This is a genomic window from Blastocatellia bacterium (assembly GCA_025055075.1).
Lineage (GTDB): Bacteria > Acidobacteriota > Blastocatellia > HR10 > HR10 > HR10.
This window is the reverse complement of the sequence record JANWYV010000056.1, coordinates 1-22629: the sequence shown is the minus strand read 5'-3', so window position 1 is coordinate 22629 and position 22629 is coordinate 1. Positions and strand designations below refer to the sequence as shown.

Here is a 22629-nt window from a genome sequence, read left to right as displayed (position 1 = left end):
AGATGAGGACTGGGCGAGGTTTTTTGCCGTGCATCACGAGGAATGGAATAACGCAGCGAGTCGGCGCTGTCGGTAATCGAAGATGTGACGGAGCGCTCGTTCCACCCAGAGCCGATGAGCTAGGTCGCCGATAGGACCAAGAGGCAAGGCGTAAAGCACGTCGTCTGTGATCAACGTTCCATCTTGATGCGGTTCGAATCGGTGCGTGTGATGCCAAAAGCTATAAGGGCCTCGGAGTTGGACGTCTACAAAATACCGTGGGGGATCATAGGCAGCGATATAGCTGGTCCATCGGACTGGGATGCCGAGGAGGAGTCGGATTCTGTAGTCAATCAGCGCTCCCATGTGCATGGGGACTGGAGACGGCGTGAGTAACTCGAAGCCTAGTTCGGGAGGAGTGATCTCAGCTAGATTCTCAGGACGCTCGAAAAAAGGGAACACAGTCTCAACTGGCTGCCTGACCCATAGCTGACGAAAGAGCCGATGAATTTGCATAATCTATCGCTGGTTAGGTTGCCCACAATTCTACACCAACTTCGGTTCCATCGGTTCTCGGTCACAACGGGACTTCGTTATGGCGACACACCATTGGGTGAGACTGACACAGATCACACGAATCGAGATCGAATCGCACTTAAACCGCCATCCACGGCAATGACCATCCCCGTGATCCAGCTTTGCGCGGGATCAAGGAGCCATTCGATAGCCGCAGCTACATCCGACGGTTCGCCAATTCTGCCAAGCGGATGCATGGCTATCGAAGCCTTGAGCAAGCTCTCGTTGCTCGTTAGCCGATCCGTCAGCGGCGTGCGAACGAGCCCCGGAGCGACACAGTTGAATCGAATTCCGCGAGAGGCATACGTAGCCGCAGCCGAAAGCGTCAGACCAATAAGACCAGCCTTGGCGGCCGCGATGGCTTCGTGATGAGCCACCCCCACGCGCGAGACGACCGACGAGACTAAGACTACGGATCCCCCCGTCTGCATCATGGCCCGCGCCGCCGCGCGGACAACGAAAAACGCTGAGGTCAAATTTACATCCAGCGTCGTCGCCCACTCAATGTCGCTCGTCAGATGCGCTGGCTTGAGTAACAGCGATCCAACACAATGAGCAACACCGGAGAGAGGCCCATTGATCCGAATCGCTTCGGCGAAAAAACGTTCGACCTGATCCGATCGAGTCGCATCCACGACGATGGCATGAGCCCCCAGCTCTTCAGCTAACCGCGTGAGCTTAGTTTCATTGCGGCCACCGATAGTAAGCCGAGCACCCTTCGCCGCCAGTCTCCGGCATAACTCCGAGCCGATCCCACCGGTCGCTCCAAGCACTGCATAGCTCAATGGCTCGCTCATTGGTTCATCCGCCAGATGACGAAATTCAAAACGGCAGCGAAGCTGACCCATCCCAGATATGGAACCATGAGCCAGCCAGCCGTCGAAGAAATGCGCCAGAAGGAGAGCATCGTTGCTAAGATCATGACCCAGAGCGCAAAGATCTCAACCAGCGCGGCCCCCGGATTGCGGAGCCCGAAGAAGATCGCCGACCAGGCCATGTTGAGCGCAAGCTGCACGCCGAAGAGCGCAAGCTCCCAGCCCCACCCGTGCCTCCGCCACACGAGCCACGCGGCCACGGCCATGCTCGTATAGAGCGCTGACCAAACAGGGCCGAAAACCCAATTCGGAGGCGTCCATCCGGGTTTACGCAGCGAAGCGTACCACCCCTCAATCTGGGGAGTCGTGAACCATGATCCGATGCCAGCGACCGCGAAGCATATTCCCAGGAAGATTCCCAGGGCGATTAGCTCATGGAAGCTGAAGCCCAACAGCTTCTCCTTGAGTGCAGCGCTCATGGATCTCCCAAGACCTTTGCGCGCGGGGCAACTCCCCGCCATAATTTCCGAGGAAGTTACCCCGCGAATCAGAAGCTGGCGATCCTGGAGGCGTGGCGCAGGATTACCCCGCCCTGCCAGTGATGATCGTCCTAGCAAATGAACAGATCCCTACTTCAGCTAGGTCCTGGCTTACGCCCCACTTTTTGCCCCCTTCGCGAGTAGCGTCAGACTGTAAATCCCAGCCAAGCCGACTACAGTATAGATGACCCGGCTCAGAAAGGCAGTATTCCCTCCGAAGATCGCCGCCACGAGATCGAATTGGAAGATGCCCCACAATCCCCAGTTCAACGCGCCAACGATTATCAAAACTAACGCGATTGTATCTAGCGGGCTCCTCATAAGCTCCTCCTTCCATCAATAGTTTTTCGGCAAGAGCACAGTATCAATGACGTGGATAACGCCATTACTTGCCACGATGTCCGTCTTGATCACTCGAGCGCCCCCTACTATGACCCTGCCTTGCATGCTTTGAATCTGCAGCTCATCTCCGCTCAGTGTCTTCACCGATCTGAGCTTGACCACATCCGCCGCCATGAGCTTGCCCGCTACAACGTGATAGGTGAGTATCTTCGTGAGCCGACTCTTGTTCTCCGGTTTCAGTAGATCATCCAGGGTTCCGGGTGGAAGCTTTGCGAAAGCCTCATCATTTGGAGCGAACACCGTGAAAGGTCCCCTCCCCTTGAGGGTCTCAACCAAGCCGGCTGCTTTTAACGCCGTAGCCAAGGACTTGAATGTACCGGCCTCCACGGCTGTATCCACAATATCCTTCGATGTGGCCGTCTGCATGTGCTCGGACCTCACCGAAGAACCCAGGAAGAAAAGAGTGAGACAAACGACCGCTACGACTTTCTTTGTCATCTTCGCCTCCTCCTTGAGACTGGTTTTTCATGCATAAGGCGAGTAATTATACATGCTGTCCAGTATTTGTCAACTATAAGTGCAAGTTTTCTTGAAATGAGCACGAAAAGTCTAGACGAGTCATAGACAAAGAGCTATACTGTGATCCCTATGACCGAGAAAGCACTCTTTTCAATCAAAGCAGTGGCACAGCAAACTGGCTTGACGCCATACGTGATCCGAGCATGGGAAAGACGCTACAAGGCGGTTGTCCCGAGACGAACCCGGACCAATCGCCGCCTTTATTCAGAAGCAGATATTGCCAAACTTCTTCTACTGCGTCGCGCTAAAGAGCGAGGTTACAGTATCGGACAGATCGCACAGTTACCTGTCGAAAAGCTATTGGCGCTATTGAACGAGCCCTCGCTTGGGACAAAGGTTCAAGAACTGCCTTCCGATTCGGACTGGGAAACTCATCTGCAAGCTTGTTTTTTGGCCGTCGAGAGATTTGATGCGGAAGGACTCAAGCAAGCCCTCGCTCATGCTGGCGTCACATTGGGATGGCCAGTTCTCATAGAACGAGTCCTCTTCCCCTTGATGCACAAGATAGGGGAATGCTGGCGCAATGGGTCTTTGAGGATCGGGCAAGAGCATTTGGCATCGGCTGTAATCCGAGCTTTTTTAGGAAATCTGGAAATGGCCCCCGCTCCTTCGACGACGGCACCCATATTGATCGTCACAACGCCTGTCGGTCAACTTCACGAGATCGGGGCATTAGCGGCTGCTGCTATCGCAACTTCAGAAGGATGGCGCGTGACATACTTAGGTCCGAATCTTCCTGCTGAGGAGATCGCTAACGCGGCCCATCACTGCCGGGCTCGGGCTGTAGCCTTAAGCATCGTGTACCCACCGGACGATCCTCATCTACCCTGGGAGCTCGAGAAGTTACGCCGCTATCTCCCTGCGCACGTGCCCATCTTGGTCGGAGGGCGTTCTGCACACGCCTACGTGGCGACGCTAGAACGTATAGGCGCGATTTTGGTATCCGATTGGGCTAGCTTTCGGACCTTATTGGAATCATTGAGGCTCAACCCGGTCCCATAACATTAAGGGACCGACGTTGATGGGAATCTGCGAGAAAGCGGCGGCGAACACATCGGGAGCGGGCACAAACAGGCAGAAGGCGATTTTCGGCCTAAAGCGTAACGACGGCGATCTCATCGTCGCGGTGGCCTGGGTTTTTGCCGTTGCCTGCGCGTTCGCCCACAGCGAGGACAAATCCATTTCCGCTGTTTGTGAAAGCTTCGCTTTTGCTCGACCATCTTAATTCGACACCGCCGGCACGTCATGCGATGCTCCACACGCTGATAATGAACGAGCGGTTGGGTGTGTTCCAACCACTTGCTCTATATCTGCTCAGGATCGGCGCCCGATTCACAAGGCCTCGCTGTTGAGCGAGCTGTTCGCTCGGCGATGTGAGCTGCTCTACGATTTCTCGCGCACCATCTCATCGCGACCAAGTCCCGCGCGCCTCTTTCGACATTAACCTGAGCCCGGCCTTGTTGAGATAGGTTCTATTCGCGGCTCACGCCTGTTATCGTGCTGCTCGAAGACACCCCGAGCATAGTCGAAGAGTTTGCTTGTTCGTTCGCAGTCCCCGTGCGAGGAAACTATTTCTCCAAGCACGATGTAAGGAACGATCTCAACCGTGCCACCGACCGTTGCGCTCGCCAGCGAGCCAGGTTCCATCCCCGCCAATCTCCAGGCAACGCTCCATATCGGCGAACCAGCGTCGCCGCCAGTTCGCATCGTCCTTCTGGAGCCACCTCTTCCAGCTTGTCCACCAGCACCGGGACGGCGTCAGCGCCGAGACGCGCCAGGTACTTCACGTCGGCTGCTCGACGTTCCTGATGAGAGAGGTTATACCGCGCCACCAACGCAGCCGGGTTAACAAGGTTGAGCACGCCGAGAACGACGACGGCAGCGACGATCGTCCCCAAAACCACACCCGCAGGTCGGCCTCGCAGCACCGTCGGTACGAACACCATGACAACAACGGCGATCCACAGCAACACCGCGCCGCCGTAGAGACGATCTTCGGTGAGTCCATACGCGCGCACGTAGAGACCGAGTCGCCAGACCGCCGAGGCCAGAACCAGGACTGTGAGTCCAAGCTGCGCCGCCATCAAAGCCCGTAGCCAATTGGCCGAGCGACCCTCCGCCGGACCGGCAGCAAAGGCCGCCCCATACACCAGCGGAAGCGAGAGCCCGGCTGCGACAATCATCTGAAAGAATCCACGCCGGGCATACTCGGCGTAGGTAAGACCGGTCTGGTTCCGCACGAATGCCTCGCCGCCGAACAGGCTGCTCGCTTGTACTCCCACAAAGAGCGCAAACACAAGCCCCGTCGCCCCGAGGATCATCATGACCTGAACCTGCCCCAACCGGATCACCGGCAGTGACGGCAGAGCAAACGGACGAGGCGCGGCATGCGTCCAGAGGTAACCCGCCGCCAGCCAGGTCAACACAACTGTCAGCAACAAGTGCGAGAGAATGGACTCAAACCTGACGCCGACAAGTGAACTCACCATCTTGTTGAACAGCGGATCGGCGGAGGCAAACAGAGCACCAAAGATGAGGACGGCAGGGATGGCAAGAAGCAGACCCACGCCGACTGTCGCTACGGTTCGCCAGGCAACGGGAATAGATCCGATATTTCGCAGAAGATCGGCGCCGCCGGTCACCGTGCGCCAGGCCGTGCCGATGGCGGCAGCAACCAGGTCCACCACTCCGGCCGTGCGCAGCCCACTATTGCCGCCCCGGATGAGCGGCAGACACGCCAGAGCGAGCGCGGCGAGCAAATCCATAGCCAGCAGCGGCTCTGAATCGCGCACGGCCCACATCGCGGCGAAGAACGCCGCCGCCAGCCAGGGCCAGCGCACCGTCGTGCTTCGGTCTTTCCCGTTTGTCCTGTCGGCACAGGCAAACCGGTCAAGTGCGGGTCGCAGCGAGACAGCAAAGGCTGCCGCCGCCATCGCCGTCAACCCCAGCGCAACGTTGAGGCCCCACACAGGAGCACGCAACAGGTGATTCCCCAAAAGTCCGAGAGCAAGGGCGAGGAGAAGCAAATCCCAGATCGTGCGCAGCCCCAACATGGCCGAAATTGTAAGGCGCCCTATATGGAACGTCAACGAGTGCGGATAAGCGCATTAGAAACGGCGATCCAAACGGAAGGCTCGGCCTGAGAAAGGGTTATGAAACGGTGTGACTTTCCTTGTGATGAACAGAAAGAGGCGCCTCACCGATTCGGCGGTGGAACAGATGAAAGGGCTTCGGCCGATTGCGCTCTCAGATATTGCGCATGGACCTGTTCGGCTTCCGCCACGCGCCCACTCAAGCGCAAGGCCGATTCCAAGTGAGCGAGCGCGCGCAGCGTATTTTTCACGATCGTCAACCGGAACGCGCTCGCGAAGCGAGCAAGGAGGAAAGAGGCGTGAGAACGCAGGACGGGCTCACCTTGATCGGACTCGTCGCCGGTTCGCCCAGAGTCTTACCTAGTCGCTCGCTTCGTAAGTTTCGCCGCATATGCTGTTCAGGCGCAGCTCGCGAGACGCTTCTCGCTCGACATGCGCGGGAGCTCCGGTTCGTGATATGCTTTCTCCTCACAGAAAGGAGGAGTTGCCGATGCCGTGGATCATCAGAATGCTCCTGCTTCTATGCACGAGCTTGTTCGTCCTCTACGGATACGTGATCTGGAGGCTCGCGTGGGCGCTCTCGCAACGGACTGGACAACCGGCTCGAAGATGGCAGAAGCGATTATGGCTTGTAGCCGCGCTGCTGAACCTCTATCCTGTCGTCGCCATCGGAAGCTATGCGCTCGATGCCTCGTTCTGGCGAACAGCGTTTCGCGGAGGACATCCGATCGTGGATGCTTTCTTGACCTATCCCTTCTGGATCGGGCTGCTCGTCACGCTTCAGCTCTTTCTGCTCTTTCTGTTCCTTGATCTCGCCCGTGTGATTTCCCGCCTTTGGAGGAAGAACTTCGAAGCATGGATCGTGCGCTTGATGTTGGGCCTCAGCATCGTCGTTCTCATCTATACGCCGATTCGGGCCTACGTGGACACGCGTCAGATTCGCGTGCGAGAGCAAGTGATCGCTTCGGAGAAGCTCCCCGCCGATGTGGCTGAGCTGCGCATCGTTCATCTCTCCGACCTGCAACTGGACCCGCGAACGGACGCTTCCCTGGTGAAGCGCTACATCGAGATGGCGAATGCTTTGCGGCCGGACCTAGTCGTCTTCACGGGCGACACGGTGACCTCCGGCACCGAATATATCGAATCGGCAGCCGCGTGGCTTGGCACCGTGCGAGCTCGATACGGGGTCTACGCTTGTCTGGGCGATCATGACTATTGGGCCGACCCGCGTCGCGTTCCCGAGAGTTTGAGCCGCCATGGCGTTCTCCTCCTCGAGGATGCCTCACGCTCAATAGAAGCCGGCCCTGTATCGCTGCATCTCACGGGTGTGACGAACATCTACCGCCGGCGACCTTCGCCGGAGACGCTCGCGCGTCTGGCGGCGGAGAAGCCAGCCGGGCACTTTTCGATCCTGATCGCGCATCAACCGTCGCCCTCTTTGGTGCAGTGGGCGAAGGCCCATGGGTACGACCTGTTTCTGGCCGGACACACGCATGGCGGACAAATCGCGCTCCCGTTCTTCGGCTTTCGTCTAGCGCTGGCTCGATTTGAGACGCCGTTTGTCTCCGGCACCTATGATGTGGGCACGCTCTGGGTGAACGTGACGAATGGTCTCGGTCTCACCGCCGCCCCGTTGCGATTCCACGCTCCGGCGGAGATCGTCCTGCTCCGAATCGTCCCAATGCGAACGGAAAGCGCGAGGTGATTCCGCGGGTTCGATGCACGGGTCCAGACGAGCGGCTCTCTTGACTTGCCCAAGCTCCGCCATAAAATTCCATCCCCGTGTATCCATGCAGGCGAACAAAGGAGTAAGGCCTATGATGAGATCGAAAGTCCTGGCTCTCGCGTTCACGGTCATTTGTTCCTCACCGAGTCTTGCCGAGTTCCCTATGGAATCGGGAGCGATGACTCGCCTTTCGGGGAATCAACAACGTCCTATCGCCGTGCGGGCCGGTCGAATGATTGATGTGAAGAACGGACAAGTGCTGGAGAACGTCGTGATTCTCATCCGCGGCGAGCGGATCGAGGCGGTGGGACGCGATGTGATGATTCCAGCCGATGCCGAGGTAATTGATCTCAGCCGCCACACGGTGCTGCCCGGGTTGATGGACATGCACACACATCTGACGGGCGATCCAAGCTACGGCTATTCCGATCACCGCTTGCACGAATGGCCCGGATATGCCGCGCTCATCGGTGCGAAGAATGCGTGGCGGACGCTTCTGGCCGGATTCACGACCGTGCGGAATGTGGGCGCCGCTGAATGGGCAGATGTCGCCTTGCGCGACGCCATACGGAACGGGATCGTTCCCGGACCGCGTATGTATGTCTCGACGCATGGCATTGGGATCACGGGTGGACACTGCGACATGAATGGCTATCGCCCGGATCTCTGGCCTGAACCGGGGATCGAGCGCGGCATCGTCAACGGCGTGGACGAGGCGATCAAAGCCGTGCGGTATCGAATCAAGTATGGCGCCGATCTGATCAAAATCTGCGCGACCGGAGGCGTGCTCTCAGCCGGAGATGGCGTCGGCCTTTCCCAGCTCACGTTCGAGGAGATTCGCGCCATCGTTCAAACGGCGACAATGGCCGGACGTCGCGTTGCGGCTCACGCGCACGGGACCGAAGGGATCAAAACGGCCGTTCGCGCGGGCGTCGCTTCGATCGAACATGGCTCGATGCTCGATGAAGAAGCGATCCGCTTGATGAAGGAGCATGGCACGTACCTAGTGCCCACGCTCATGGCGCTTGAGACCGTCATCGCTGGGGCTAAAAGCGGGAAGCTCGCTCCCTGGTCGGCGAAGAAGGCGTTGGAGATCGAGCCGTATGCGCGCCGTTCGATTCAGATGGCGATCCGCGCGGGCGTCAACATCGCTTTCGGGACCGATGCTGGCGTCTTCCCGCACGGGGAGAATGCCGAGGAATTTCGCCTTCTCGTACAAGCCGGGATGACGCCGATGCAGGCTATTCAGAGCGCGACCGTGCACGCCGCGCGGTTGCTCGGGGTCGAGAAAGAGCTGGGAACGATCGAGCCGGGGAAGCTCGCCGACCTCATCGCCGTGCGAGGCGATCCGCTCCAGGACATCACGCAGCTCAAGCAGGTGGATTTCGTCATGAAAGGCGGAGTCATCTACAAGCGCGATGGTAGGGAGGTGCCCTTCGTCCCGGCGCGATGAATCGCAGAGGGATGTTATGAAGCTGGAGATGAACGGTAAGCGCGCGCTCATCACGGGAGCCTCGAGCGGCATCGGTCGAGCGACGGCCGAGCGCTTTTTGGAGGCAGGTGCGACGGTCACGCTCGTCGGGCGTCGGGAGGTGGCGCTCACTGAAGTCGCCGCCCGCTTTCCTGATCGCGCGTATGTCCTTGTGGCTGATCTCACAGATGAACGTCAGTGCGAGACCTGCATCGCTCGCGCCGTCGAATGGATGGGCGGCCTGGATGTGCTCGTCAACGCTGCGGGGATCCTCAAAAGCGGAAGCTTGGAGACAACATCGCTTGCGCTGTGGGACGAGATGATGCGAATCAACGTGCGCTCGATCTTCTACCTGATGAAGCTCGCCGTCCCGCATCTGGAGAAGACGCGCGGCGCGATCGTGAATGTCTCCAGCGTCACAGGCCTGCGTTCGTTTCCGGGCGTGCTCGCCTATTGCGTGAGCAAAGCCGCTCTGGACCATCTCACGCGATGCGCGGCCTTGGAGCTGGCGCCCAAGGGCATTCGCGTGAACGCCGTCAATCCGGGCGTCGTGCAGACGAATTTGCACCGGGCTGGAGGGATGAGCGAAGAGGAATACGCGGCTTTTTTGGAGCGAAGCAAGACGACGCACCCGCTCGGGCGCGTCGGAGAGCCTCACGAAGTCGCCGATCTCATCCTCTTCCTGGCGAGCGATCGCGCGAGCTGGATCACGGGCGCGACCGTGAGCATTGACGGCGGGCGCGCGCTCACGTGCGCTCGGTAGGTTCCGGCCGATCGAGGACGATTCGCGGAACGGGTGCGCGCGTCGGCTGCGCGAAGAAGTGGCGAAGCTGCTCGGCGAAATCGGCGACGTCGAGACCGCCGAAGGGCGTGGGCACTTCGGCCAGATGAGCGAGCGCCCGCTCGACCACGCGGTGAGCCGCGCGCCGATTGCCTCGATGAAAGTGATGGAGCGCGACCGCGGCTTGAATCAATCCGTGATAGAAGTGTCGCTCCGTCCCCACCGAACGACGCCAGAGGATCTCCAGCCATTCGTGCGCAGCGAAATATTCCCCTGCGTTGAAGCAAGCAATCGCCCGGAGATATTCGGGAGGGGTCATGGGCGCTTCCCGACTCATTTGTTCGTCGTCGCCTCCTCTTCTTCCTCGCGACCGATGAGCGAGGCCGAAGCGACCAGATCATTGGGCGCGAGCTTGATCAACCGAACGCCTTGCGTACCGCGTCCCGTCTCGCGAATCTCGGAAACCTCAAGGCGCAAGATCTTCCCTTGCGTCGTGATGAGCATGACCTCATCGTCCTCGCGCACGGGCATGACGGCGACCACTCGACCATTGCGCTCGGTCGTGCGAACGTTGATCACCCCCTTGCCGCCGCGCGCTTGGACGCGATACGCTTGAAGCGATGTCTTCTTGCCAAAGCCTTTCTCCGTGATCGTGAGCATCTGCTCATCTCCACGGACGGCGGCGACGCTCACCACGTAATCCCCCTCCCGCAGATCAATCCCGCGCACGCCACGCGCCTGTCGGCCCATCGGGCGCACGTCGTTCTCATCGAAGCAGATCGCCATCCCTTGGCGCGTCGCGAGGAAGATCTTCTTCTGTCCATCGGTCAACTCCGCGGCGATCAGCGCGTCGCTCTCGTCCACCGTCATCGCGATCAATCCGCTCGCCCGCAACGAATCGAATTCCGAGAGGGCGGTCTTCTTGATCACTCCGTTGCGCGTGACCATGACGACGTACCGATCCGGAACGAACTGCCGGACGGCAACGATGCCGGCGACCTTCTCTTCGCTCGACATGTAGACGAGATTCGTGATGGCGCGCCCACGACCCGCCGCTTGAGCCTCGGGGATCTCATGCGCCTTGATGTTGTAGACCTTCCCCCGATCGGAGAAGACCATGACGGTGCTGTGCGTGGAAGCGACGAAGACTTTGGTGACGAAATCCTCACCGCGCGTTAGCATCCCGAAGCGACCGCGCGCGCCGCGGCTTTGCTGTCGGAAGGCCAGCAGCGGCGTGCGCTTGATGAACCCACTATGGCTCACCGTGATGACGACTTCCTCATCGGGGATGAGGTCCTCCAACTTGAACTCCGCCTCTTCATCTACGATCTGCGTCCGACGCGCGTCGCCGAATTCCTTCTGGATCGCCCGCAACTCGCGAATGATCACGTTGCGCAACGCGCGCTCGCTGCCTAGAATTTCCTTCAGCTCGGCGATCTTCTTGATGATCCCCTCGTACTCCTCGACGAGCTTCTGCCGCTCCAGGTTCGTCAAGCGCTCGAGCTTCATGTCGAGGATGGCCTGCGCCTGCGCTTCGGAGAAGCGAAACTGCCGCATGAGCGCTTCGCGCGCTTCTTTCCCAGACTTCGAACGACGGATGAGAGCGATGATGGCATCAATACGATCGAGCGCGCGCTTGAGACCTTCCAAGATGTGGGCTCGCGCTTCCGCCCGCTGCAATTCGTATTGCGTGCGTCGTCGCACGACCTCGCGTCGGAAAGCGATGAACTCCTGGAGCATCTCCAGGAGATTGAGAACCTTCGGCTGACCGTTGACGATCGCCAGATTGATGACGCCGAACGTCTCCTGCATGGGCGTGAGCTTGTAGAGCTTGTTCAAGACGACCTGCGGCACGGCCTCGCGCTTCAGCTCGATGACGATGCGCATCCCCTCGCGATCCGATTCGTCGCGGAGATCGGCGATGCCTTCGATCCGCCGCTCCGTGACCAGCTCGGCGATCTTCTCGATCAATTTCGCTTTGCTCACCTGGTACGGGATCTCGGTGACGACGATCGCCTCCCGTTGCAAGGATCCCCGTCCGACGCGATCGATGGCCGCGCGAGCGCGCATGATGATCGTCCCTCGTCCTGTGAGATAGGCCTGCCGAATCCCCTCGCGTCCGTAGATGTACCCGCCGGTCGGGAAATCCGGTCCCGGGATGAAGCGCATCAGGTCTTCGACGGTCGCCTCGGGATTTTGCAACAGATAGATCGTCGCCTCAATCACCTCGCTCAGATTATGCGGAGGAATGTTCGTCGCCATCCCCACGGCGATACCGGAACTGCCGTTGACCAGAAGCTGCGGGAACCGCACAGGCAGCAGCGTTGGCTCCTTCAACGACTCATCGTAATTCGGCTGAAAGTCCACCGTGTTCTTGTCAATGTCGGCCAGAACCTCCTCGGCGATCTTCGCGAGCCGGACTTCGGTATAGCGCATAGCTGCGGGCTCATCGCCATCAATGCTCCCGAAATTTCCCTGTCCCTCGACGAGGGGATAGCGCATGGAGAACGGCTGCACCAAGCGCACGATTGTCTCGTAGACGGCCGCGTCCCCATGCGGGTGGTATTTTCCAATGACATCTCCCACGACGCGCGCGCTCTTTTTGAATGGCTTGTCGTGCGTGTTCCCCATCTCGTACATCGCCCAGAGGACGCGCCGATGTACGGGCTTGAATCCGTCGCGCGCGTCCGGCAATGCGCGGCCGATGATGACCGACATAGCATAGTCCAGATAACTGCGCTTCATTTCCTCGTCGAGGTTGACCTGCAACTTGTGTTGCGCCTCCATCATCGCTCTGCTCTCCTCCTTAGGGAATTTCCGAAAGCCGCCATCGAAGCACCTTCGCGGATGCCGAGCAGCTCTTTTCGACCGGCCGACATCATTCAACGGATCGCCACTGGGTGAAGGACGAGGGTGGGTCCTTCTTCCGGTTCGCCCTGCCGACGCTCACGCACCGAGAGATACCAGAGCGTCGAGAGCACAGCACCGAGGAACAAAAACAGCAGGAGGACGAGCAGCGCGCGCGCCACCGTGCGCGAAGCGACGCCGCGTTGCTCATCCGGCGGGTCCTCAATAACCTCCGGCGAATCACCAGTGGACTCTGGGGCAAGACCTTCTGGTTCGCTCGCCGCTATACGGAGCGCCTCTGAGGGGCTTGTCGCCAACCCCGAAATCGTGGGGACGAAGCGAACGAGTTCGTCCCATAGCTCTGGATCCACGACGTCCGGGAGCCGATCGTCCCGCTCCACATGGAGGAGAACGAAGTCCTCCCCTTCAGGCACGGCTTCGCCCCCAAACGCGGCGAGCAGCACAGTGATATTGTCATCTCCACCCCGCTCTTTGGCTAAGCGCACGAGCGCCTCGGCCGCTTCGGCCACATCCGACGCGCCGAGGACGATCTCTTGCATCTCCGCAGCCGCGACCTTACTGGAGAGACCATCGCTGCAAAGCAGCACGCGATCCCCCCGCCGCACCTCCAAGCGATCCATGACGATCACCGTGTGCGGGTGAGCGCCGAGCGCTTGCAAAATCACGTTCCGATAGATATGCCGTTCGGCTTGCTCCTCGGTGAGGAATCCCGCTTCGACCAAACGATGCACGAGCGATTGATCTTTGGTGAGTTGGCGAATTCGCCCGGCGCGAATGAGGTACGCGCGGCTATCCCCTACCTGCCCGAGATAGAGCCACCCTCGATGATACGCCGCCGCGGTGAAGGTCGCGCCCATGCCCATGAGCTCCGGACGTTCCTGGCTCTTCTCGTAAATGAGGCGATTCGCTTGCTCCAGGGCCAGGCGCAAGCGCTCGGAGAATGGGAGCTGCGCATATGGAGGCCTCGTGTCGAAGCGATGCATCAAGCGAGCGACCGTCGCGACGGCCAGATGACTGGCCACCTCTCCAGCCAGTGCCCCCCCCATGCCGTCGGACACGGCGAGCACTAGGCCGGACGCGCCGATCTCGAAGCGTCCCACCCCTTCGGGCACGCGCGTCCCATCGGCCGCCGTCCAATATGCTCCCTTTCCCACATCGAGAATGAGGAAATTATCCTCGTTGTTCGGTCGCACGAGCCCAACGTCCGTGAGGGCATGCAGCTCGACGACCACTCGCGGCTCATTCGCCATACGGGACATTATACGGTTTCCGCTCTGCGATTTCGAGTCATCGCGCGGGGGACATCAGATGCGCGCTAGCGCTTGATCGAGATCGGCGATGATATCCTCGACGTCCTCGCACCCGACCGAGATCCGAATCAACCCGTCGGTGATGCCCAAGCGTTGACGCTCTTCGGGCGGCACGCTGGCGTGCGTCATCGTCGCCGGATGCGAGATGAGCGTCTCAACGCCACCCAGGCTCTCGGCCAGAGCGCAGAGGCGAACGCTCTCCAGTACTGTGCGCGCCTTCTCCAACGAACCGACGTCGAAAGCGACCATGCCGCCGAATCCCGACATCTGGCGCCGCGCTAACTCGTGCTGCGGATGGGACGGCAGCCCCGGATAGTAGACGCGCTCGACGCGCGGATGCTCAGCCAAGAAGCGCGCCACCGCGCGCCCATTCTCATCATGTTGCCGCATCCGCAGCGGCAAGGTCTTGATGCCCCGCAACACGAGCCAAGCATCGAGGGGCGAGATGATCGCTCCGGCAGCATTCTGCACGAATTTGATCCGCTCCGCATCCTCCGCATCCCGCACCACGAGCGCGCCGCCAACACTATCACTGTGGCCGTTCAGATATTTCGTCGTCGAATGTACGACCACATCGGCCCCAAGCTCCAAAGGCCGCTGAAAGTACGGACTCATGAACGTATTGTCCACGACCACGCGAACCCCGTGCGGACGCACCCGCTCCGAGATGGCGCGAATGTCGGCCAGGATCATCAACGGGTTGGTCGGCGTCTCCAAGAAGACCATCCGCGTCTCCGGCCGAAGCGCTTGTTCAACCCACGCGACCTCGCGCGTATCCACGTAGCTGAACTCCACGCCGTACTTCCGCCACACGCGCTCGAAGAGCCGAAACGTCCCGCCGTAGACGTTCTCTGACACGATCACGTGATCCCCTGCGCGCAAGAAGGCCTCCACGAGCGCATTGATGGCCGCCATCCCCGAAGCGAAGGCGAAGGCCGCCGTTCCTCCTTCCAGGGCCGCTAGGCATCGCTCCAGGGCAAAGCGCGTGGGATTCTGCGTACGTGCGTACTCGTAGCCCTTGTGCTTTCCCAACCCCTCCTGCGCATACGTCGAGGTTTGATAGATGGGAACGCTCACGGCTCCCGTCGCGGGATCCGGCTCGCTCCCGATGTGGATCGCTTTCGTCGCGAACCTCATCGCTTCTCCTTCCCACTTAATATTTGGCAAGCTTGGCGAGCCCCCGAAGGATCAATGGCCGAGGCCCCCTGCTCGATGTAGCGAATGATCCCCTCCTTATCAATGACGAACGTCGTGCGACGAGCTACGCCGCGCTCTTCATCCAGCACGCCGTAGAGCCGAGAGACCTTGCGATGGAAATCGCTGAGCAGCGGATAGCTGATGCCCAGGTCCTCGGCGAACCGCTTATTCGCAAAGGGGCTGTCTACGCTGATGCCCAGGATCTGCGTCTCCATCGCTTCGAATTTGGCCACATCATCCTGATAGGCCTTCAGCTCGCGCGTTCAGCCTCCGGTGAAAGCGAGCACGTAGAAGGCGAGCACGACGTTCTTCTTTCCCCGAAAGTCGGACAAGCGCACCGGACGATTATTCTGATCCGGCAGCGTGAAATCGGGAGCCGGGTCGCCCACCTTCAGATGGGTCGAAGGTGCAGCGCGTTCCTGCTGGAACGCAAGCGGCGTCCACACTCCCGAAAGGAAGAACAGGACGAAGCCCAGAGTCATCGCGTATCGAAAACTTGCTCTCCTGCTCATCGTTCCTCCTCGCGAAATGATCCCTCGCTCCCCTCTCCCGAAGCCTGCGCCTGAAGGGACGTCTCGGTCACGTCCCCGGCTTTCGCACTTCGCGCACCCGTTCGAGATATTTCCCCGTCTCCACCTCGATGCGCACGATCTCCCCCTCTTTGATGAACTGCGGGACGAGCACCTCCATGCCGTTCTCCAAGATCACGGTCTTATAGGTGCTCGTCTCATGCTCGCGCAATCCAGGTGGGGCCGAGACGACTCTCAACTCCACGACTTCCGGGAAGACGACGTTCACCGGCACACCGTCATACATCTCAACCGGGATGCGCATGTTCGGCTGCAGGAATCGCTCCCGATGCCCGATCGCCTCGCGCGGGAGACTGATCTGCTCGAAGGTCTCCGGATTCATGAAGTAGAAGTCCTCGCCGTCAGTGTAGAGATACTCCATCTCCTGGCGTTCGAGCATCACGTCCTCGAGCTTCTCATCGGGATGGAAGCGCCACTCCTTGACGTGATTGGTCCGAAGATTCCGCGCCTTGGCGAATATCATCCCGCCGAATTGTCCGCCGCCGGCGTGGTATTCGGCCTCAATCAGGCGATACAACTCGCCCTCGATCTTAATCACCATGCCCGCTCTGAGGTCGGCCGCTACGATCATACTTCGCTCCTCCCCCTCAGCGTGGCTTCATGATTTCGCCATTAATGTACGCCGTCCCCGTGCTGAAGGCAAGGCCGCGCCTTTCCCCGCGCGATGGCCGTCGCGTATACTTGGAGCATGAGAAGCGCAGCAGGGAGAGATGGATCGAGGCGGAGATGGTTTCGCTGGCGAGAAAGAATCTGTTTCACGATCGCGTGCGCTTCGCGGTCGCTCTCCTCGGCATTCAATTCGCCGTCGTGCTCATGACCTTGCAGATCGGCTTCTTCCTGAAGTTCATGACCAATGCCTCCGTCATCATTGATCACATTGAGGCCGATATTTGGATCACGGCGAAGAATTTGAAGAATTTCGACTTTGGCCTGCCCTTCTCCGAGCAGAAGCTCTACGAAGCGCGTCGCGTCCCGGGCGTTCTCTGGGCTGAGAAGTTCCTCATGGGCTTCAGTTATTGGAAGATGCCCGACGGCGGGCAAGAGACCATTCAGGTCATCGGCTTCAATCCGGAGACGCGAGTCGGTGCCCCGTGGAACATCGTCGAAGGGAATCTCGAAGACGTGAAATACTTCACCCAGATCTTCATTGACGAGGCAGACCGAGAACGCCTGGGCTTCCCGCGTGTGGGCGACGAGGTGGAGATCGTCGGGCACAAGGCGCGTATCGCCGGGATCACGCGCGGTGCGAAGTCCTTCGTCGGCAGTCCTTTTGTCTTCACCTCGTTCAAGAACGCTTTGAAACTCTCCTTCATTCCGCCGGGGCAAACGGTCTATGTCCTGGTGAAGGTCGCCCCCGGATATACGGTCGAGGAGGTCAAGGAAAACTTGGCGCGCACGCTCACGGGCGTGGACGTCTACACCAAGCGCGAATTCAGTTGGAAGTCGCGGCGATATTGGCTGCTCGTGACGGGGGCGGGGATCGCCCTGCTGAGCACGGCCTTATTGGGACTGTTGGTCGGAACGGTCATTGTGGGGCAAACGATCTACGCCTCCACCATGGAGCATCTCAAAGAGTTCGGCACGCTCAAGGCCATCGGGGCCTCGAACGCCGATCTCTATCGCATCATCCTCACGCAAGCTCTTATCATGGCGGTCATCGGCTACGCGACGGGCATGTTGCTGGCGCGCGCGTTTTTGAGCGTGGCGCGGCGAGCCGGGTTAGAAGCGTATCTCCCGCTCGAAGTCCTCGCGGGCATTTTCGGCCTTACGCTCATCATGTGCGTCGGGGCCTCGATCCTCTCGATCTACAAAGTCACGCGACTTGATCCAGCGCTCGTCTTTCGGAGTTGAAGTGTATGGACGCGCCGTGGCTCGTTCTCGAGCGAATCAGCAAGACCTATGGCGAAGGAGCTTCGACCGTGGTCGCCGTGCGCGAGGTGAGCTTGGAACTCGGGGGTGGGCGCTTCATCCTCCTGATGGGCCCCTCCGGCAGCGGCAAGACGACGTTGCTCATGCTCATGGGGTGTCTGTTGAAGCCGACGCAAGGACGCCTCTTCCTCTTCGAGCACGAAGTCTCGGCTCTCGATGAACGCACCTTGCCTTTCTTGCGACGGCGTTACACGGGCTTCGTCTTTCAAACGTTCAACCTTTTCCCGGCGTTGACGGCTCTGGAGAACGTCGAGCTGGCGCTGAACCTGAAGGGGATCAATGGGCGTATGGCGCGACAGCGAGCCGTGGAACTTCTCGCCCGCGTGGGATTGAGCGATCGGCTCCACTTCCTCCCACGAGATTTGAGCGGCGGTGAGAAGCAGCGCGTCGCCTTGGCGCGGGCTCTCGCCGGAGATCCGCCGATCATTCTGGCCGATGAACCCACGGGCATGCTCGACTCCCGAACGGGCCGACAGATCGTAGAAATCCTGGCCGATCTCGCCCGCAACGAAGGACGACTCGTCTTCATGGTCACTCACGATCAGCGCGTTCGGGATCTCGCCGACGAGGTCCTCTATATGGAGGATGGCAGCATCGTCGCCCGCGAGAGCGTTGACAGTCAGCGCGAAGTCACTCATCTTGGGGAGCGAAGATGAATAATCGCACGTGGATCGGCGGTCTCCTTGTGCTGCTCGCGCTCCTGACCTCCGTGAGCATGTATTTCGTTCGGAATTCTCGAAACTCTCCGCCGACGGCGAGCGTGCGGCGTGGGCAGATCCATTGGCGCATCGCCGCCAATGGACGCGTCGAAGGGGTGTCCGAAGAGATCTTGCTGGGCTTTAAGATCCCAGGTCGCATTCGCGCTATCTATGTTGAAGAGGGCGAGCGCGTCCGTCGCGATCAGGTGCTCGCTGAAATGGAGAACGCTGAGCAATGGGCGCGCGTGGAGGCCGAACGCGCCCTTCTCGCCAAAGCCGAAGCTCAATTGGCGCTTCTGCGGGCTGGAGCCCGCGCCGAGGAGAGAGAACAAGCGCGGGCGGCTGTCGAAGAAGCACGCGCCGTCGCTGCGCATGCCGAGGCGGTGTATGAACGCGCTCGGCGGCTACATGAGCGCGGCATCCTCTCCCACGAGGAACTGGAGCGGGCCGAACGAGAGTGGCGAACGGCTCACGCGCGCTTGGAGGCCGCGCGACAGCACTACGAGCGCGTCCTCGCGGGAAGTCGTCCCGAAGAGATTGCTGCCGCCGAGGCTGAGGTTCGCTTAGCGCGAGCGCGACTGCGCGAAGCGGAAGCGCAATATGAGCAGACGCGTCTTCGCGCCCCTTGCGATGGCCTCATCCTTCGACGCTTCATGCGACCTGGCGAGATCGTGCGCCCAGAGATGCTCGGGCAACCGGTTCTCTCCATGGCCGATGATTCTCGACTTCGCGTCCGTGCTGAGATTGATGAGACCGATGTCGCGAAAATTCGCCTCGGGGCTCCGGCGTTCATCACCGCTGATGCCTATCGCGGCGAAGTTTTCACTGGACGCGTCGTGAAGATCGGCGCAGCCGTGGGTCGAAAGACGCTCCAGAGCGATAATCCCGCTGAGAAACTCGACCGCGAAATCTTGGAGACTTGGATTGAACTCGACCCGGCCGCGCGCGGACGGCTCATCATTGGCTTGCGCGTGGATGTCGTCATTGAACTGGCCAGAAGGGAGAACGTGCTCATCATTCCCACGAGCGCCGTCATCGAGCGCCAAGGTCAGACATTCGTTAAGGTGAGACAAGGCGATCGCTGGATCGAACGCCCAGTGCGTCTCGGCGCGCGCGACGAGATGCACGTGGAAGTTCTCGACGGCCTCGCCGAAGGGGAAACGATCCTCAGAGCACGGTGAGGGTTCCTCAAGCACGAGAGCCCATCGGAATCATGCTCGCCTGAGCGCGCGCCGCAGGTCGTCGCCTCAATGGACGCCGTCAATGCGCGTGGCAAATTGTCGCGCGCCCGATCCCTTGTTACGCTATAGGCCCAACACCGTCATGAGGAGGATGGCGCGTATGAAGCATCTGCTGGTCCTGGCGCTCGGCGCTGGAGCAGGCTTGCTCTCCGGGATGTTCGGCATTGGAGGCGGAATCCTCATCGTCCCGATCTTGATCTACGGCCTGAACCTCTCCCCCCATGAAGCCGTTGGGACGAGCTTGGCGGCTTTGCTGCTGCCCGTGGGTTTGCTCGGAGCGCTTCAGTACTACCGCGATGGATACGTTCACCTGGGATATGCGGCCCTTTTGGCCGCCGGCTTGTTCGTCGGAGCATATTGGGGGGCGCGCCTCTCCATCTCTCTCCAGGGCACGACTCTCGAACGGTTATTCGGCGGCGTGCTGATTGCGGCCGGGCTCTGGATGATCCTCCGCCGATAAGGAACAGTCCAGCGAACCCCGAACGCGTGCGCCTTCTTCCGGAACCGGCGCCTTTCCCAAGGCTGAGAAAGCGGGTATATTTTTCCTGCCGCGAAGCATGACTTCACATCGAGGAGGTGAGCGATGCGAAGGCACAGATGGATGTCGTGGATTTTGAGCGCGATCTTCCTCTGGACATCTGCGTGGGCCACGGCGCCGGCCTACGACATCGTGATCCGAAATGGGCGCATCGTGGATGGGACGGGGAATCCGTGGTTCATCGCCGACATCGGAATCCGCGAGGGACGAATCGCGGCGATCGGGCGGATTCGCCCGGAAGATGCGACGCGTGTCCTCGATGCGCAAGGACTCATCGTTGCTCCCGGCTTCATTGATGTGCACACGCATGTAGAGGGAGGGATCTTCCGCCGACCGACGGCTGAGAATTTCTTGCGCATGGGTGTGACGACAGTCGTGACGGGCAACTGTGGCAGTTCCTGGCTCCCCATTGGAGATGCTCTGCGCCGCTTGCAAGAACAGGGCCTTTCGATCAATCTGGCGACACTCATCGGACACAATTCGGTCCGCCGCGCCGTCATGGGCGACGATGCGCGCGAGCCCACTTCGGAAGAATTGGAACGAATGAAACACCTCGTTGACCAGGCGATGCGGGAGGGCGCCGTTGGTTTCTCGACCGGACTCATCTACATCCCTGGGACATATGCCAAGACCGAGGAGATCGTCGAGCTGGCTCGCGTCGCCGCTCGATATGGGGGCATCTATGTCAGCCACATTCGTGACGAGGGCAACGGCGTCCTGGACGCGATTCGAGAAGCCATCGCTATTGGCGAACGCGCGAACGCGCCCGTGCAAATCTCTCACTTCAAGGTGTCGAGCAAGAAACTCTGGGGAGAGAGCCGCCGAACCGTTCAGCTCATTCACGAGGCACGTGCTCGAGGGCTTCCCGTGACGGTGGACCAATACGTGTATCCCGCCTCCAGCACGGGCATAGAGACGCTTTTGCCGAGCTGGGTTCACGACGGTGGTCGAGCGAAAGCCGTCGAACGGCTCCGCGACCCGAAACTACGCGAGCGCATCAAGCGAGAGATGATCCGCACCCTCCGCGATCAAGGATTCAAGGACTACGCCTACGCCTACGTCGCCCAATATCGTCCCGATCCGAGTTTCAACGGCAAAAACATCGCCGAGATCACGCGACTCGTTCGCCGGAAGTCGAACGTCGAGGAGCAAGCTGAGCAAATCATCGAGATGTTCCTCGCGAGTGAATCGCGCGTGCAGATGGTCTATCACAAGATGAACGAGCGCGACATCGAGCACATCTTGCGGCAACCATTCACCATGATCGCATCCGATGCTGGCGTTTTGGAACCGGGCCAGGGTGTGCCACATCCTCGAGGTTACGGAAATAACGCGCGTGTTCTCGGTCGGTACGTACGCGAGAAAGCGCTTCTCTCTTGGGAGGAAGCCATCCGCAAGATGACGAGCCTTCCGGCGCAAGTCTTCGGCTTTTGGGACCGCGGCATGATTCGACCAGGGATGGCAGCAGACTTGGTCATCTTCGATCCCGAACGGGTCATAGACCGCGCGACGTTCGAGAATCCGCACCAGTATGCCGAGGGAATCCGCCATGTGCTCGTGAATGGCCTCCCGGTCATCCAGGATGGGCAGTTTACGGAGGCTCGTCCGGGGCGAATCCTCTACGGGCCGGGGAAGAGATAAGGCGCGCTCGTCATTCCAAGACCTCGCCATTGGAACAAGTCTCGGCTCGGACAGCCACGAGATCGAGATAGGCTGGCACACAGGGCCCCTTTTTCCGGTTCTCGCCCCTATGAAAATCCGGCGAATATCGTATTGTCCCAACCGATCGCCTCTCCGAAAATGATGGGGGTTCGCAGCAGTCCGTGCGAGGGGCGTGTATGACTGTGCACAGGCGGATGCTCGATGCTCGACCGATGGAGAGTCGAACAAAGTGCGCAGAGGAGAGCGTGCCGAAGGCTCTCTGGTCACCTCCTGAGAGTGAGTCTTTGCGTGCTCGCGCTTTTGGGCGGCAGTTGTCGCGAGCCTTCGCCGAATCCGGTTCGGATCGGGTATAGCCCTTTCCCTGGGCACCTCTTTCTCGAAGTGGCTGAGAGGCAAGGGTTCTTTCGAGAGGAGGGTGTGGCGGTGGAGCTCAGAGAATTCAGCTCCTTCTCGGCGGCTGTTCAAGCCTATGAGGCCGGTCGGCTCGACGCGTTGGCCAGTAGCTTCAGCGGCCTGTTGCAACTCGCGCAAAGGATGAAGACGGTGAAGGGCGTCGCCGTACTCGCATATTCTGAAGGCGCCGAAGGCCTCATCGCGCAGCCGGAGATCCGGACGATCGACGAGCTGCGCGGCAAGAGGATAGGCATCGGCTCGTGGGGCATCGGCGGTTATTTTTGGGCTCGCCTGCGCGAACGC

General features: G+C 60.0%; 23 protein-coding genes. 10 read left to right on the top strand and 13 right to left on the bottom strand.

Features of this window, described 5'->3' with window-relative positions; genetic code table 11:
- Positions 1-33: 33 nt before the first annotated feature.
- From NZ746_12990 to NZ746_12970, 5 genes are all read right to left on the bottom strand, one after another.
- Positions 34-495 carry an SRPBCC family protein gene (locus tag NZ746_12990; GenBank protein ID MCS6818271.1) on the bottom strand — a complete coding sequence of 154 codons (462 nt, stop codon included), beginning with the start codon at positions 493-495 and terminating at the stop codon, positions 34-36.
- Between the two features lie 113 nt (positions 496-608).
- Positions 609-1352, bottom strand: coding sequence for an SDR family oxidoreductase (locus NZ746_12985; protein MCS6818270.1), 744 nt, complete (start codon positions 1350-1352; stop codon positions 609-611).
- Positions 1349-1849 (bottom strand): tryptophan-rich sensory protein, encoded by a 501-nt coding sequence (locus NZ746_12980; protein MCS6818269.1) that lies wholly within the window; start codon positions 1847-1849, stop codon positions 1349-1351. Before NZ746_12980 ends, NZ746_12985 begins: the two co-directional genes overlap by 4 nt.
- Positions 1850-2020: 171 nt before the next feature.
- Positions 2021-2230, bottom strand: coding sequence for a DUF378 domain-containing protein (locus NZ746_12975; protein ID MCS6818268.1), 210 nt, complete (start codon positions 2228-2230; stop codon positions 2021-2023).
- A gap of 15 nt (positions 2231-2245) precedes the next feature.
- Positions 2246-2677 (bottom strand): fasciclin domain-containing protein, encoded by a 432-nt coding sequence (locus NZ746_12970; GenBank protein MCS6818267.1) that lies wholly within the window; start codon positions 2675-2677, stop codon positions 2246-2248.
- A 1174-nt stretch (positions 2678-3851) separates the two neighbouring features.
- Between NZ746_12970 and NZ746_12965 the strand changes: the two genes are divergently transcribed.
- Positions 3852-4055: a hypothetical protein gene (locus tag NZ746_12965; GenBank protein ID MCS6818266.1), complete on the top strand. Its 204-nt coding sequence runs from the start codon at positions 3852-3854 to the stop codon at positions 4053-4055.
- A 343-nt stretch (positions 4056-4398) separates the two neighbouring features.
- Here NZ746_12965 and NZ746_12960 read toward each other — a convergent pair whose 3' ends face one another.
- A complete protein-coding gene (locus NZ746_12960) occupies positions 4399-5883 on the bottom strand; it encodes a DUF4173 domain-containing protein (GenBank protein ID MCS6818265.1) in 1485 nt (494 codons plus the stop codon).
- A 143-nt stretch (positions 5884-6026) separates the two neighbouring features.
- Positions 6027-6182, bottom strand: coding sequence for a hypothetical protein (locus NZ746_12955; protein MCS6818264.1), 156 nt, complete (start codon positions 6180-6182; stop codon positions 6027-6029).
- 230 nt (positions 6183-6412) lie between these two features.
- Here NZ746_12955 and NZ746_12950 point away from each other — a divergent pair, with 230 nt between their 5' ends.
- The 3 genes from NZ746_12950 to NZ746_12940 all read left to right on the top strand — a co-directional run bounded on the left by NZ746_12950 (position 6413) and on the right by NZ746_12940 (position 9882).
- Complete coding sequence (locus tag NZ746_12950) at positions 6413-7627, top strand: metallophosphoesterase (GenBank protein ID MCS6818263.1); 1215 nt, start codon at positions 6413-6415, stop codon at positions 7625-7627.
- Between the two features lie 112 nt (positions 7628-7739).
- On the top strand, positions 7740-9101 hold the full coding sequence (locus tag NZ746_12945) for an amidohydrolase family protein (GenBank protein ID MCS6818262.1): 1362 nt from the start codon (positions 7740-7742) through the stop codon (positions 9099-9101).
- 16 nt (positions 9102-9117) lie between these two features.
- A complete protein-coding gene (locus tag NZ746_12940) occupies positions 9118-9882 on the top strand; it encodes a glucose 1-dehydrogenase (GenBank protein ID MCS6818261.1) in 765 nt (254 codons plus the stop codon).
- On the opposite strand, the gene NZ746_12935 is transcribed toward NZ746_12940, so the two are convergent.
- The 6 genes from NZ746_12935 to NZ746_12910 form a co-directional block, all read right to left on the bottom strand.
- The gene (locus tag NZ746_12935) at positions 9866-10237 is read right to left on the bottom strand and encodes a DUF309 domain-containing protein (protein ID MCS6818260.1); all 372 of its coding nucleotides are present in this window, start codon (positions 10235-10237) and stop codon (positions 9866-9868) included. The two genes, NZ746_12940 and NZ746_12935, sit on opposite strands and share 17 nt — an antisense overlap.
- Positions 10234-12687 (bottom strand): DNA gyrase subunit A, encoded by a 2454-nt coding sequence (gene gyrA / locus NZ746_12930; protein ID MCS6818259.1) that lies wholly within the window; start codon positions 12685-12687, stop codon positions 10234-10236. The genes NZ746_12935 and gyrA overlap by 4 nt, the downstream gene beginning before the upstream one ends.
- Positions 12688-12782: 95 nt before the next feature.
- The gene (locus NZ746_12925; protein MCS6818258.1) at positions 12783-14018 is read right to left on the bottom strand and encodes a protein phosphatase 2C domain-containing protein; all 1236 of its coding nucleotides are present in this window, start codon (positions 14016-14018) and stop codon (positions 12783-12785) included.
- 54 nt (positions 14019-14072) lie between these two features.
- Complete coding sequence (locus NZ746_12920) at positions 14073-15215, bottom strand: cystathionine gamma-synthase (protein MCS6818257.1); 1143 nt, start codon at positions 15213-15215, stop codon at positions 14073-14075.
- Positions 15212-15757, bottom strand: coding sequence for a peroxiredoxin (locus tag NZ746_12915; GenBank protein MCS6818256.1), 546 nt, complete (start codon positions 15755-15757; stop codon positions 15212-15214). The genes NZ746_12920 and NZ746_12915 overlap by 4 nt, the downstream gene beginning before the upstream one ends.
- Before the next feature lie 97 nt (positions 15758-15854).
- The gene (locus NZ746_12910) at positions 15855-16436 is read right to left on the bottom strand and encodes an elongation factor P (protein ID MCS6818255.1); all 582 of its coding nucleotides are present in this window, start codon (positions 16434-16436) and stop codon (positions 15855-15857) included.
- A gap of 155 nt (positions 16437-16591) precedes the next feature.
- On the opposite strand from NZ746_12910, the gene NZ746_12905 reads away from it, so the two are divergent.
- The 6 genes from NZ746_12905 to NZ746_12880 all read left to right on the top strand — a co-directional run.
- On the top strand, positions 16592-17716 hold the full coding sequence (locus tag NZ746_12905; GenBank protein MCS6818254.1) for an FtsX-like permease family protein: 1125 nt from the start codon (positions 16592-16594) through the stop codon (positions 17714-17716).
- A gap of 5 nt (positions 17717-17721) precedes the next feature.
- Entirely contained in the window at positions 17722-18450 is a 729-nt protein-coding gene (locus tag NZ746_12900; GenBank protein MCS6818253.1) for an ABC transporter ATP-binding protein, read from the top strand.
- On the top strand, positions 18447-19673 hold the full coding sequence (locus tag NZ746_12895) for an efflux RND transporter periplasmic adaptor subunit (GenBank protein ID MCS6818252.1): 1227 nt from the start codon (positions 18447-18449) through the stop codon (positions 19671-19673). Before NZ746_12900 ends, NZ746_12895 begins: the two co-directional genes overlap by 4 nt.
- A gap of 142 nt (positions 19674-19815) precedes the next feature.
- Positions 19816-20193 carry a sulfite exporter TauE/SafE family protein gene (locus NZ746_12890; GenBank protein ID MCS6818251.1) on the top strand — a complete coding sequence of 126 codons (378 nt, stop codon included), beginning with the start codon at positions 19816-19818 and terminating at the stop codon, positions 20191-20193.
- A 123-nt stretch (positions 20194-20316) separates the two neighbouring features.
- Entirely contained in the window at positions 20317-21912 is a 1596-nt protein-coding gene (locus tag NZ746_12885; protein MCS6818250.1) for a D-aminoacylase, read from the top strand.
- 222 nt (positions 21913-22134) lie between these two features.
- On the top strand, positions 22135-22629 hold a 495-nt coding region (locus NZ746_12880), incomplete at its 3' end, for an ABC transporter substrate-binding protein (protein ID MCS6818249.1).

Coding starts and splice junctions, on each gene's coding strand:
- NZ746_12895 (MCS6818252.1), top strand. CDS start 18,447: ATGAATAATCGCACGTGGATCGGCGGTCTCCTTGTGCTGCTCGCGCTC.
- NZ746_12925 (MCS6818258.1), bottom strand. CDS start 14,018: ATGGCGAATGAGCCGCGAGTGGTCGTCGAGCTGCATGCCCTCACGGAC.
- NZ746_12935 (MCS6818260.1), bottom strand. CDS start 10,237: ATGAGTCGGGAAGCGCCCATGACCCCTCCCGAATATCTCCGGGCGATT.
- NZ746_12960 (MCS6818265.1), bottom strand. CDS start 5,883: ATGTTGGGGCTGCGCACGATCTGGGATTTGCTTCTCCTCGCCCTTGCT.
- NZ746_12950 (MCS6818263.1), top strand. CDS start 6,413: ATGCCGTGGATCATCAGAATGCTCCTGCTTCTATGCACGAGCTTGTTC.
- NZ746_12920 (MCS6818257.1), bottom strand. CDS start 15,215: ATGAGGTTCGCGACGAAAGCGATCCACATCGGGAGCGAGCCGGATCCC.
- NZ746_12945 (MCS6818262.1), top strand. CDS start 7,740: ATGATGAGATCGAAAGTCCTGGCTCTCGCGTTCACGGTCATTTGTTCC.
- NZ746_12980 (MCS6818269.1), bottom strand. CDS start 1,849: ATGAGCGCTGCACTCAAGGAGAAGCTGTTGGGCTTCAGCTTCCATGAG.
- NZ746_12970 (MCS6818267.1), bottom strand. CDS start 2,677: ATGCAGACGGCCACATCGAAGGATATTGTGGATACAGCCGTGGAGGCC.
- NZ746_12890 (MCS6818251.1), top strand. CDS start 19,816: ATGAGGAGGATGGCGCGTATGAAGCATCTGCTGGTCCTGGCGCTCGGC.
- NZ746_12965 (MCS6818266.1), top strand. CDS start 3,852: ATGGGAATCTGCGAGAAAGCGGCGGCGAACACATCGGGAGCGGGCACA.
- NZ746_12940 (MCS6818261.1), top strand. CDS start 9,118: ATGAAGCTGGAGATGAACGGTAAGCGCGCGCTCATCACGGGAGCCTCG.
- gyrA (MCS6818259.1), bottom strand. CDS start 12,687: ATGGAGGCGCAACACAAGTTGCAGGTCAACCTCGACGAGGAAATGAAG.
- NZ746_12985 (MCS6818270.1), bottom strand. CDS start 1,352: ATGAGCGAGCCATTGAGCTATGCAGTGCTTGGAGCGACCGGTGGGATC.
- NZ746_12975 (MCS6818268.1), bottom strand. CDS start 2,230: ATGAGGAGCCCGCTAGATACAATCGCGTTAGTTTTGATAATCGTTGGC.
- NZ746_12910 (MCS6818255.1), bottom strand. CDS start 16,436: ATGATCGTAGCGGCCGACCTCAGAGCGGGCATGGTGATTAAGATCGAG.
- NZ746_12905 (MCS6818254.1), top strand. CDS start 16,592: ATGGTTTCGCTGGCGAGAAAGAATCTGTTTCACGATCGCGTGCGCTTC.
- NZ746_12990 (MCS6818271.1), bottom strand. CDS start 495: ATGCAAATTCATCGGCTCTTTCGTCAGCTATGGGTCAGGCAGCCAGTT.
- NZ746_12885 (MCS6818250.1), top strand. CDS start 20,317: ATGCGAAGGCACAGATGGATGTCGTGGATTTTGAGCGCGATCTTCCTC.
- NZ746_12900 (MCS6818253.1), top strand. CDS start 17,722: ATGGACGCGCCGTGGCTCGTTCTCGAGCGAATCAGCAAGACCTATGGC.